Source organism: Enterococcus sp. C57 (genome assembly GCF_040887305.1).
Classification (GTDB): domain Bacteria; phylum Bacillota; class Bacilli; order Lactobacillales; family Enterococcaceae; genus Enterococcus_B; species Enterococcus_B hirae.
The window spans coordinates 72,572-84,570 of record NZ_JBFOFP010000010.1; the positions used below are offsets into that span (position 1 = coordinate 72,572).

12 protein-coding genes are annotated in these 11,999 nt (G+C 39.2%); 4 read left to right on the forward strand and 8 right to left on the reverse strand.

Features of this window, described 5'->3' with window-relative positions; genetic code table 11:
* Positions 1-64 precede the first annotated feature (64 nt).
* Genes AB5M32_RS11935 through AB5M32_RS11955 form a run of 5 tightly spaced genes read right to left on the reverse strand, consistent with a single transcriptional unit; the run spans position 65 to position 4,683 of the window.
* Positions 65-769, reverse strand: coding sequence for an SIS domain-containing protein (locus AB5M32_RS11935; protein ID WP_010720069.1), 705 nt, complete (start codon positions 767-769; stop codon positions 65-67).
* Positions 770-813: 44 nt separating this feature from the next.
* A complete protein-coding gene (locus AB5M32_RS11940; RefSeq protein WP_010720070.1) occupies positions 814-1,608 on the reverse strand; it encodes a PTS system mannose/fructose/sorbose family transporter subunit IID in 795 nt (264 codons plus the stop codon).
* Entirely contained in the window at positions 1,592-2,401 is an 810-nt protein-coding gene (locus AB5M32_RS11945) for a PTS sugar transporter subunit IIC (RefSeq protein WP_010720071.1), read from the reverse strand. Before AB5M32_RS11945 ends, AB5M32_RS11940 begins: the two co-directional genes overlap by 17 nt.
* 9 nt (positions 2,402-2,410) lie before the next feature.
* Positions 2,411-3,370 (reverse strand): PTS mannose/fructose/sorbose transporter subunit IIAB, encoded by a 960-nt coding sequence (locus tag AB5M32_RS11950; protein WP_178286833.1) that lies wholly within the window; start codon positions 3,368-3,370, stop codon positions 2,411-2,413.
* Positions 3,367-4,683, reverse strand: a complete 1,317-nt coding sequence (locus tag AB5M32_RS11955) for an alpha-L-fucosidase (protein WP_178286835.1) — start codon at positions 4,681-4,683, stop codon at positions 3,367-3,369. The genes AB5M32_RS11950 and AB5M32_RS11955 overlap by 4 nt, the downstream gene beginning before the upstream one ends.
* A gap of 188 nt (positions 4,684-4,871) precedes the next feature.
* Between AB5M32_RS11955 and AB5M32_RS11960 the strand changes: the two genes are divergently transcribed.
* Genes AB5M32_RS11960 through AB5M32_RS11975 form a run of 4 tightly spaced genes read left to right on the forward strand, consistent with a single transcriptional unit; the run spans position 4,872 to position 9,570 of the window.
* Positions 4,872-6,329 carry a rhamnulokinase family protein gene (locus AB5M32_RS11960; protein ID WP_178286837.1) on the forward strand — a complete coding sequence of 486 codons (1,458 nt, stop codon included), beginning with the start codon at positions 4,872-4,874 and terminating at the stop codon, positions 6,327-6,329.
* Positions 6,316-8,097, forward strand: coding sequence for an L-fucose isomerase (locus tag AB5M32_RS11965; protein ID WP_081127700.1), 1,782 nt, complete (start codon positions 6,316-6,318; stop codon positions 8,095-8,097). Before AB5M32_RS11960 ends, AB5M32_RS11965 begins: the two co-directional genes overlap by 14 nt.
* A 21-nt stretch (positions 8,098-8,118) precedes the next feature.
* Complete coding sequence (locus AB5M32_RS11970; protein ID WP_080704605.1) at positions 8,119-8,757, forward strand: L-fuculose-phosphate aldolase; 639 nt, start codon at positions 8,119-8,121, stop codon at positions 8,755-8,757.
* A 54-nt stretch (positions 8,758-8,811) separates the two neighbouring features.
* Entirely contained in the window at positions 8,812-9,570 is a 759-nt protein-coding gene (locus tag AB5M32_RS11975; RefSeq protein ID WP_010720077.1) for a DeoR/GlpR family DNA-binding transcription regulator, read from the forward strand.
* Positions 9,571-9,766: 196 nt separating this feature from the next.
* On the opposite strand, the gene alsE is transcribed toward AB5M32_RS11975, so the two are convergent.
* From alsE to AB5M32_RS11990, 3 genes are all read right to left on the reverse strand, one after another.
* On the reverse strand, positions 9,767-10,483 hold the full coding sequence (gene alsE / locus AB5M32_RS11980; RefSeq protein WP_010720078.1) for a D-allulose 6-phosphate 3-epimerase: 717 nt from the start codon (positions 10,481-10,483) through the stop codon (positions 9,767-9,769).
* Between the two features lie 70 nt (positions 10,484-10,553).
* Positions 10,554-11,651, reverse strand: a complete 1,098-nt coding sequence (locus AB5M32_RS11985) for a PTS fructose transporter subunit IIC (protein WP_010720079.1) — start codon at positions 11,649-11,651, stop codon at positions 10,554-10,556.
* Between the two features lie 18 nt (positions 11,652-11,669).
* Positions 11,670-11,993, reverse strand: coding sequence for a PTS fructose transporter subunit IIB (locus AB5M32_RS11990; protein ID WP_034699505.1), 324 nt, complete (start codon positions 11,991-11,993; stop codon positions 11,670-11,672).
* Between the last annotated feature and the right edge of the window lie 6 nt (positions 11,994-11,999).

Here is an 11,999-nt window from a genome sequence, read left to right on the forward strand (position 1 = left end):
CCCCACCTTAAACGTTCTTTTTTATGTGCTTTTTCTCAGTCAATCATTTGATATGTTCATGAAACTAAATATGGAAAATTCTCTCTGCATACTGGTCTTCGATTTTTAGATTTCGTTCGTGTCCCCCATCGATATTCGCACTTAAATAAACTGGCGGTTCAAAACCTTGAGCAACCATTCGCTCAATGGCTTCTAACATCGTTTGTTGGAGTAACAATGTAGCCGCATATGTCGAAGTCCCGCATACTTTGGTCTCTAATCCATCAACAGGTAATACCGCATCACCATAAACAGAGTGGTTATCTAAAACAACATCCGCAAATTCATACAATAACTTTCCACTTTCATGTCGTGAAGTGGATGCTTTAGAGGCAGCCAATGCCGTGACCACGATCAATTTATTTCCACGCTTTTTGATTTCCTCAGCCATTTCAATTGCCATGGGGTTTCTCCCAGAATTAGAAATCAGGAAAAAGACATCATTGGGATGGATGGATACTTTGTGCATGAGCGTTCGTCCGACACCAGCATGTTGTTCGTACATGCCCCCCGCAGGATCTAAAATCAGTTTTGACGGTATCAATCCACCTGCACGCCCACTGATTTCTAGCGCTGCTGCATGGGAATGTCCGCTACCAAAAGCCTGCGTAATCCCACCGTTCATAATTCCATCGGCTACGATTTGGGCTGCTTTCGTTATATTTTCTGTTTCATACTTCTCTAATGTTTCAGTTAATTTTTTACATTCTTCAAAAAATGCGAGTGTCATAAGGCTCTCTCCTTTTTATGATTATTCCTCATTTAGTTAGAAAATCACATGATTCCGAATACTCTTAATAAAATCGATAACACCATGATCGCTAAAATCGCTCTTGTTGAATTAAAGTATTTTTTGCCTAACAACCAATAAATGACACCCACTAAAAGGGCTGGAATCATCATCGGCATGATCTGATCTAGTGTTTCTTGAAGGTTAAGTTCGACATCTCCCGTTTTAAAGGTCCAAGTAATTTGGGCATTGATCACCGATGGAATCATGGCACCAATCACCGTGACCCCTAATAAAGTGGCAGCATTGGTCAACGCATTCAAATGTCCGGACATACTAGTCACTAATTTCACGCCTTGAGTATAACCTATTCTTACAGAGAAAAATCGAAAGACTAAAATCGCCAGATTTACTAATACCCAAACAGCAACTCCGATCGCGTTTCCTTGTAGAGCTAAATAGGAAGCCACTGAACCAAAAACAGTTGGGAACAATACTCCAAAAATCGTATCCCCGACACCAGCAAATGAACCCATTAATCCAGTTTTCAAACTAGACACCGTATCTTTTGATTGTTTGCCTTCAGCTTCTTCAGTAGCGATATCGATTCCCAAAATAAAACCGCCCATATGTGGTGTTGTATTAAAAAATTGACTTTGCATGTTCATCATGGCAATCTTGGTTTCTTCATCGTCGCCGTAGAGTTTTTCGATGATCGGTAACATGGAGTACAAATAGCCCCCACCCATCATTCGCTCGTAGTTCCAAGACAATTGGCTACCATACAACCAATTGATACTTACTTTATCTAGGTCTTTTTGATTAATCTTCGTACTCATCAGCACTTAATCCTCCTTTTCCATTTGCATCAGCTTGAGCCACTTGTGTCAGATTGTTTTGCTTTCCAATCAAATTCTTAAATTGTAAAATGGCTAAAGCCAATCCTAATAAAGCCACGCCAAACATAGGCATCTTTAAGTAAGCAACTGCCAAAAACCCAATCATCAAGTACGTAATGAAATTTTTAACTGGTAAAAATCTTAATAAAATGGCGATACCAACTGCTGGTAACATGCCTCCTGCAACTGCCAACCCGCCAGTCAACCATTCTGGAATTACATCTGAAACAATTTGAATCACTCGGTCACCAAAACTAAAGACGATAAAAATAGGTACTCCTCGTGATAATCCCCAACTCATTGCTCCCAACAAGTGATAAATTCTTATTTTTTTAGTATCAGCTAAACGAATATTTTTATCGATTCTCTTTTGAAAGAACACATTGCAAAATCGAGCAAAAATATCTAACTGGATCATCAACAATGCTACTGGAACAGCTAATCCGATACCAAATTCCACACCTCTTCCACTCGTAATCGCAAAAACAGTCCCCACGATCGAAGCGGTCATATAATCTGGGACACTTGCTCCTCCATAAGCTTGAATACCCAATCCCATTAATTGCAATGTCGCACCTACTGCCAATCCAGTGGTCAGATCCCCCATTACTAAACCTGTAATGGTACCTACGATCAGTGCTTGGTTAGCAATCACATTGATCCCTAAATTTTCGATGATGACATAAAATCCTAACAGTGATAATACGATGATTTGCCAAATTTCTATATTCATTCGTTCCCCCTACTTTCCGTAAAATTGTGAAAATCGTTTTTCTTCTTCCATTGGTACCATTTGTGCCGTCACAACGACTCCTGCTTTTTCCAACTCTAAAATCTTCGCAATTTCTGCTTCGGTTAAAAAGACGGATTTTTTGATTTGAAGGGTTCCTTCTCTCGAACTGGCATTGCCTAAATTAAATGATTCAATTGGTACACCCGCATCGATCAAATCAAAGATCGTTTGAATCTTTTTGGTAAGCAACATGATTTTTTGATCTTGATAAATCCCTTCTTTTAACCGTTTTGCAGCGGTAACCGTTTTCAATATACTCAATTTGATACCACCAGGAACAGCAGCTTTTAAAGAGGCCTTAGCAATTGGATCATTGACCACTCCATCATCAACGATCATAACTCTTGTTGTCCCCATTTTCCCTAACCAAAGTGTCGCTACTTGACCATGGATCAACCGTTCATCCAATCGGACATGGCTGATCCCCAATTCACTCATTTTGTTGGAAACGGAAGCCACAACTGATGGCTCAATCTCTGCTGTGTTCGATGGTAAATCCGCTGCGGTGCTTCCAAGGGACGTTTTAATCCCTTGAACACCGACGGTCGAAATAGTCTGAACGATTTCATTCAGCGAAGCCTTAGGATTAAAGCGTTCGCTATAAGCTTGAAGCAGCATCGGAATATTCAAACCAGAAACAATTTCGATTTTTCTGCTTCCTTCTTCTTTCAGCTGGTTCAGCTGATTAAAAGGTGTCCCACTCCATAGATCAACTAAACACAACAGTTCATCATCAACGGAATACTTCGCTAACACCTGTTCCACTTGGTGGCGAAACTCTTCTGGACTATTTTCAGGCATCAATACACACACATCTACCTGTTCTTGTTCTCCAAAGATCATGTCTCCCGTTTGCTTTACGCCTAAAGCGAACTCGCCATGGCTTGCAAGAATAATGCCGATACTCATTTTTCTTCCTCCTTTAGTGTTAATTCAATCACTGGGATCAATTCATTTGGTTCTTTAATCGGAATGTTTAGCATCAACATGCTCGGGTCAAGCGCCTCCTTCACATGAACTTCAGTAATCTCTTTGTATAAATTAGTTGTCGCTTTTCTTTCTCCTCCTAAATGCTTCGTATCGACAAAACGAATCTCGGAACCATCATTGAGCAGTTTCGCAAACTTCACTTTCCCACCTAATTCTGGTAATAAAATCGTTCGATAAGGCCAACTAAAAATGTGAAGATATAATTTATTTCCTTTTTGAGTGTATCGACAATCTTGAGGTGGTGTAAAACTAGATAACCCCGCACCGTAAATCGCTTTTCCATGTTTTCGTAGCCATTGACCAACAGAACTTAAAATGCTATTGCTATTCTCATCCCACTCTCCTCGTGCGTTTGGTCCAATATTCATCGTGAAATTCCCACCTTTGGAGACAGTATCCACTAGTTGTTTCGCTACCATTTCACTCGTTTTGAAATTAAGGTTATCCCGATCGTAACCCCAACTATTATTTAAGGTTTGAACGGTTTCCCATACCTCTTCTTCGTTGTCCATTGCCTTACTTCTAGCAAATTGTTCTGGGGTAAGTACACCACGATGCAAGTCTAACCGGTCATTGATCAAAATATTAGGTTGAATCTCATGGATCATTTTTTCTAATTCAACACTTCCCCAATCTTGCGCCCCTTTACCGACCGAAGTCCCCCAATCTCTGCTTTTATAAGAAAAATCAAACCATAGATAATCAATCGTACCATAACTTGTCAATAATTCTCTGACTTGATTTGCCATAAATTGGCGATAATTTTCCATGTTGCCAGGATGTTGTTCGATATAGGTTGGATTATTTCTCATTGGATGATAGCCATCTACTAAGAAATCTGGATGATGCCAGTCTAATAGAGAATAATAAAGACCGATCTTAATTCCAACTTGACGAAATGCTTCAATCAATTCTCCTAACAAATCTCTCTGATATGGTGTTTTTCCTATGTGATATTCTGTTTCTTTCGTATGCCATAAACAAAAGCCATCATGGTGTTTTGCTGTAATAATGACATACTTAAAACCTGCTTCTTTGGCTTTGTGAGCCCATTCATGTGGATCTAATAAATCAGGATCGAATTGATCCAGATATTTTTGGTAATCTGCTACACTGATTTCTTCTAAAGTCTGGACCCATTCATGTCTTCCTGCCACTGAATACAATCCGAAATGAATAAATAAACCATATCGACTCTCAGAAAACCATTTTCGTTCACTATTTACACTCATTTTTTTCCTCCGTTAACATTTCTATTTGATTTAACCAAAGTATAACGAGCAATTTAAAACGTTTCCATACTTGAATAATTTGTTGACATTTATTCAAAAAATGATTCACGCGAAAATATGTAAGCGTTCTATTGTATGATTATAACCGAAGCAGATTTGCTATCCACTTAGAAAAGGAGGAAAAATCTATGAGTACGATCTTAGCCTTTGATTTAGGTGCTACCAGTGCGCGAGGTATCGTTTTTTCCTTAATGAATGGTCAAATCAAGGAAGAAAAAGTTTATCGTTTCACTGATTACCAAGTGATTGATTCCGACAAAGATGAAATCCATTGGAATATTGAGAAAATCATGACGAATATCAAGGAAATCATTACTTTAGCAACTACAGAATATGTCATTGAAAGTATCGGCATCGATACATGGGGCTGTGATTTTGGTTTGATAGATAAAAAAGGACAGCTAGTGCTACCACCACTTTGCTATCAAACTATGCTGAAAGAACCTAATTTACATTATGGTGGGGATTTACCAACTCACTTTCACGAACGTACAGGGATTCCAAATGCATCGATCAATACCAGTTCCCAACTACTCTACTTGAAAGAACATTATCCTGAGCAGCTAAATAAAGCAAGTACTCTTTTGATGATGCCTGATCTGATCCATTTTTTATTAACAGGTACGATCTTAACAGAATCTTCGATCGCCTCAACGAGTCAATTATTCGATATCGATAAACATCAATGGGCATCCGACCTTATTGAACAATTAGGGATTTCCCCTTCCTTGTTCTCAACGATCGTTCTTCCATATACAAAAATCGGTTTGATAAATCTAGCCGAAAAACAACTCCCGATTCATTCGGTGATGTCCCATGATACTGCTAGTGCGATCTTTGCTTTACCAACCAACGATCACTCTTGTTTCTTTTTATCCTCTGGCACCTGGTCTGTTCTAGGAGAAAAATCAGAAAGAGGAATTTTGGTCAATCACCCATTAGATACGAACTATTCTTATGAACAAGCCGGTGATGGAAAAATATTAAAACTCAAAAACATGTTAGGAATGTGGTTCATTGAGGAAGCTTTAGCGTTCAGCAATCAAACCCAGTCAATCACGATCCAACAGATCCAAGACATACTACTTACTGCTGAACCGATTCATTTTTTCTTTGATAACGAACAGCCTGCATTTTTGAGTAAAGGTCAATTTGTAAAAAAATTGCAGCAATACGGAAACCAACATCATTTTTCATCAATTGAAGAGCCACAACAATTGTTTTTAGCCATCTATCAAAATCTAGCATTTAAATACGCTGAAACGTTCGATAAATTAGCAGGTTCCGCTCCTTTCACTAAGCTATATTTATTTGGTGGTGGGAGTAAATCACACTTTTTGACTCAACTAACAGCCAATTTAACGCAAACGACGATAGAAGTCTGCTATTCTGAAAATTCAGCTTTAGGTAATGCGTTAGCCCAATTTTTAGCGATCAAAGCAATCAAAAATAGAGAGGAATTAGTTACGCTCGTCACAGAAAATTATCCACCAATTTCTTTTTTTCCAGAAACTTCGACACCCTTTAACCAAACTTATATCAACTATAAACAATTTATGAGGAGGAACATCAATGAATTATCCTAAAATCGGCATTAGACCCACGATCGATGGCAGACAAGGAGGCGTCCGTGAATCATTAGAACAACAAACGCTGGACATGGCGCGTCGAGCAAAAGAATTGATCGAAACATCCCTTTATTACATGGATGGCACTCCAGTACAGTGCGTTTTACCAGAACAAACGATTGGCGGTTACGCCGATGCCAGCTTTGTTGACGATGATTTTGCCCGTCAAGATGTAGTTGCTACCTTAACGGTGACACCTTGCTGGTGCTATGGCACAGAAACGATCGATTTACGACCAGATACCTTTAAGGCGATTTGGGGATTTAATGGTACAGAACGACCAGGAGCTGTTTACTTAGCTGCCGCTATGAGTGGCTATGCGCAAAAAGGAATTCCTGCCTATAAGATCTATGGTGAACAAGTCCAAGATAGTGACGACAAGTCGATTCCAGCTGACGTCCAAGAAAAAATCTTACTCTTTGCACGTGCGAGTGTGGCGGCTGGGGAAATGAAAAACAAATCTTATGTGAACATTGGTGCTTCTTCGATGGGAATTGCCGGTAGTCAAATCAATCAAACCTTTTTTGAAAAATATCTAGGGATGCAAGTCGAATATGTGGATATGACTGAAGTCTTACGTCGAATCGAACTAAATATCTTTGATCCGAAAGAATATGACACCATTAGAACTTGGATCAAACAATATTGTCAGGAAGGAATCGATATCAATGCAGGCAAGTCATTCCCTGAAGTTATTACAAAATCACGCTATATCGCTGAAGAAGATCAGTGGGACTTTATTGCCAAACAAACACTAATCGTTCGTGATCTTTTATTTGGCAACCCTGAACTAGCAAAATTGGGTTGGCTGGAAGAAGCAAAAGGCAGAAATGCCATTGCTGGAGGGTTCCAAGGACAACGACAATGGACCGACTGGCTACCCAATGGCGATTTTATGGAATCTATTTTAACCAGTACTTTTGACTGGAACGGCCCTAAACAACCCGTCTCATTCGCTACTGAAAATGATACCTGTAACGCTGCTGCTATGTTATTTGGCTCTTTATTGACTAATAAAGCACCGATTTTTTCCGATGTCAGAACCTATTGGAGTGCGGAGTCAGTAGAAAGAATCACTGGGCACAAATTAACGGGTAAAGCACAACATGGCTTAATCCATCTACTGAATTCAGGTGCGAGTGCTTTAGATGGCAGTGGTGGAAGTATCGATCACGAAGGTAATCCAACGATGAAAGAATTTTGGAATATGACGAAAACCGATATCCAAGCCTGCTTAGAAAAAACAAAATGGTGTCGGGCTAATTATGAATACTTTAGAGGCGGTGGCTTCTCCAGCCAATACCATCTACAAGCAGAATTACCTTTAACGCTCATTCGTTTGAATATCGTTGAAGGTGTGGGACCAACCTTACAAGTAGCAGAGGGTTATTCCTGTTCATTACCTGATGAAGTCCATGACATCTTAAACGAACGAACCGATCAAACATGGCCAACACTCTGGTTTGCACCAAACTTAGGTGAAAAAGGCTTTGAAGATGTGTATACGATGATGAACCACTGGGGAAGCAACCATGGCGCTAGTGTCCACGGTCACGTAGGCGCAGAACTACTGACATTAGCCAGTATGCTTCGCATTCCCGTTTCACTTCACAACGTACCTAGTGAAAAAATCTTTAGACCCCACGCCTTTTCTGGTTTCGGAACAAAAGATTTAGAAGCAGCTGATTTCAATGCTTGCCAATCATTTGGCCCCTTTTATAAATAAGATGATGGAAGAAGGATTATGATGTATTCAATACAAAAACAAGAATTGATCGATTATGGAAATAAATTAATAGCAGATGGCTATACCTTAGGAACAGGCGGAAATTTAAGTACGTATATCCGACAAGATGAAGTGATGCTCATCACGCCTTCTGGAATCCCATTTGATAAAATCGAATTACCTGACATCGTGACTATGCGATTAGATGGAACGATCGTTCAAGGTCATCGTCGCCCTTCCAGTGAATGGCGAATGCACGGGATCATGTATGAAAAGCGGGAAGATCTAGACTATATCATCCATGGTCACACGATTTATTCCACTGCGCTAGCGGTCCTCAGACAACCATTGCCTGCATCACATTACATGATTGCTGTTGCCGGTAAAGATGTTCGTTGTGCAGACTATGCTTCATTTGGCACGGAAGAATTATCTCTAAATGCCTGTGAAGCCATGAAAGATCGAAAAGCCGTTTTATTAGCAAATCATGGCGTTTTAACTGGTGGAAAGACAATGACTGAAGCCTTTGCCGTTTTAGAAGAATTAGAATATTGTTCAAAAGTCCATATCATAGCTTCAAGTGTTGGCAAACCAACCTTGATGTCTGAAGAAGAAATGGCAAATATGGCGATTCGTTTTAAAACATACGGACAAAAATAAGTTTCTTGTGGTACACTTTAGTCATGTTAGACCAGTGGTTAAGGAGGGATAGCCATGACTGAGTCACGAAAAGAACAAATCTTAACTTTGCTAAAAAAATATAAAAAATTAGATAACTCAGAACTGCAAAAACAGTTGTTTTGCTCTCCTTCGACTTTAAGGCGTGAATTAGTCGCACTTGAAAAAGATGGGATCATCCGTCGTTACCGTGGTGGTGTCGTTTTAGAAGTCGAAAGAAATCACGTCATCTCAACAAATTATCGTGAAAATGTCATGGTTCAAGAAAAAGAAAAAATTGCGGAGATCGCTAGCACATTTATTGGACCAGGAATGAGTCTTTTTATTGACTCAAGTTCAACTGTGAAACAGCTGCTTCCCTATTTAGTTAAACTGTCAAATCTCGTTGTCATAACCAATGGCTTGAAAATCGCCTATGAGCTTTCTCAAGCTTGTACGGAAGATTCCAAAGTTTTTATGCTGGCGGGTGAAGTAATCAAGGATGCCGAGAGCGTTGTTGGGGACTATGGGAATTCTTTCTTAGACCTTTTTCAAATCGATTTATGTATTTTTAGTTCGACAGGAATTGATTTATCAGGGATCTATGAAGCTAATTTTGCTCAAGCCTTAGTGAAAAAGAAGGTAATGTCTAGAGGAGATAAAAGTTTGTTATTAGTCGACTATACAAAATTTGATAAAAAACATGCGTATAAATTTTCTGATTGGACCTCTTTTGAATACATCGTCACGGATCAACAACCAGCAGATGATTACTTACAACTTGCATTGAAACACGATACCGAATTTCTCTATTGATCGATCATTTTTGAGAGATCGTGACAGAGGTACCTAAACCTAAGTACGCAAAATAAACCAAAGAATCCAAAAAATAGATTTCCCTATTTTTGAAGTTCTTTGGTTTATTTTTTGTTTATATTCTCAGCATTCCTTACACGGGTATTGCAAGAAAAGCGTATTTATTCCCTAAAAGTAATTTTTGATTCTTGTATAGCTATAGACTGTACGCATTTATACTATTTGATTCGACTGTTTTTCCAGTCATCTCTTCAAAATCTTTTTTCATGATCTCCCAAGAAGTTTTGATATCCTCATCTAAGCCGAATAATCCGCTACGCCCAATAATATAAATATCTGGATTGGCTTGATCAATTCGCTTAAATGATTGACGGTTAGACGAACCATCCATTTCGATCAAATAATGATATCCTTTTTCTTGCCGTAATTGTCGTAATGCGGTGATTTTATCTAATGTACTTTCGATAAATCGTTGACCAGCAAATCCTGGATCAACTGTCATGATCGTTACTTTATCAACTAATTCGATATAAGGAAAAATCGTTTCAATTGGTGTTTCAGGGTTTAAGACTACTCCAGCTTTTAAGCCAGCATCATGGATTTGATCAATCAAACGAAAAGCTAAACCGTCAAGTAATTCAGCATGCATACAAATCCATTCACATTTTTGTTGGATTAGTTGATTTACCCAAAAACTTTGATCGCTGACCATTAAATGAGCAGACATAGGTAATTGACTGATTTTACGTACTTCATCGATGAACCATGGCGATAATGTAATGTTCGGAACGTAATGGCCGTCCATGATATCGATATGGTAAGAATCAACATGTTCATTCAAAAATTCGATTTGTTCTTTGAATTTATCTAAATCCATCGTCATTAAGGATGGTGAAAAAGCTACTTTGCTCATTGAAAAAACTCCTTTATTCTATAATTTATCTACACTATAGCGACACCTTTTAACTAATTTGCTTTATCGCTTAAAAGATTTGAATGTCATCTAAACGAATGTCTTCCTCTTCTTTTTCTGGGACTGTTGTGACTTCCTCACCAACATCTTTCTTAATGATGGCTAAAACAACCGCTGTCACGATCACATTGACTAAAATGGCGATAACGCCTGCCCAAGGACGTGACATCGTTGGGATCATTAAAACGCCTCCAAAAGGAACCGTTGCATCTGCACCTAAGATCATAGTAGTCGCACCACCAGCAAAGCCCCCGATTGCAGTTGCTACAACCCCACGAACAATATCATTCATCACTAGCGGGATGACCCCTTCAACGATATTGATCACACCCATAGGAACTGCTGACTTCAAGGTTTCCACTTCAACCTTTGTATAAATGTTTTTGCGGAAAAGTTTAGCTATGAAATAAGCCAAGCCAAAACCGATTGGTGTAGCGGTATTCACAAGTTGTAAAGCTGTAATAGGACCGTTCACGCCTTCTGCTTGCATCGTTAACACAAAAGCAAAAACCGTCTTGTTGATTGGTCCACCATAGTCAACACCACTTAGTAAACCGATCACTCCCCCAAAGATCAACAAGGAAGAGTTCCCTAATCCATCCAAGAAGTTCGTTAGCAAAGAAGTGAATGCTGCGACTGGAGCTCCAATCACATAGACCATCACTAATCCACCAATAAATGAAGCAACAAAAGGAATAATCAATGTTGGCATCAAGCCTTTTGCCCAATTTGGTACTTTGAAATATTTTAAAATTGCTAAAACAAGATAACCAGCTAGATAACCACCTAATATTCCACCAATAAACCCTGCACCGATCGCATTAGCTGTTAAACCAATAATAAAGCCAGGAGCAATACCAGGTTTTCCAGCAATCGAGTAAGAAATCCCCGTAGCAATCACGACTGGTAATAAGCCTAAACCAGCACCACCCATCGTTGCTAAGGCATCAAAAAATGAAAATTCGCCTTGCACCAAAGTTCCTTGGCTCGTTCCACCAAATGCCATCCCAATCGCAATCAGAAATCCCGCACCACACACAATGGGAATTAAATAAGAGATGGCAGTTAACAAATGCCCTTTCAGATTCAGCTTCTTTATCTTTTCCATCAGTCTTCCTCCTTATTTTTATGAAATACTTTGCTGTGCTAACACTTCTTGCGCTTTTTCAATCAATTTATTGGGTGATTTCACCGCAATCTCAGTTGGTACTTGGATGATTCTTTTCCCTTCAAAGCGTTCTCGACCACTGATTTTCACGTCAACTGCTAAGATTACCAAATCTGCTTCCTTGATTTGTTCGGGCGTTAATTCATTTTCGATCCCGATGGTTCCTTGAGTTTCTACGTGCATCTCATGTCCTGCTTTTTTTGCCGCATTTTCTAGTTTCTCTTGGGCAATATAGGTGTGGGCAATCCCCACAGTACAAGCTGCTACTCCAACGATTTTCATCTTTTT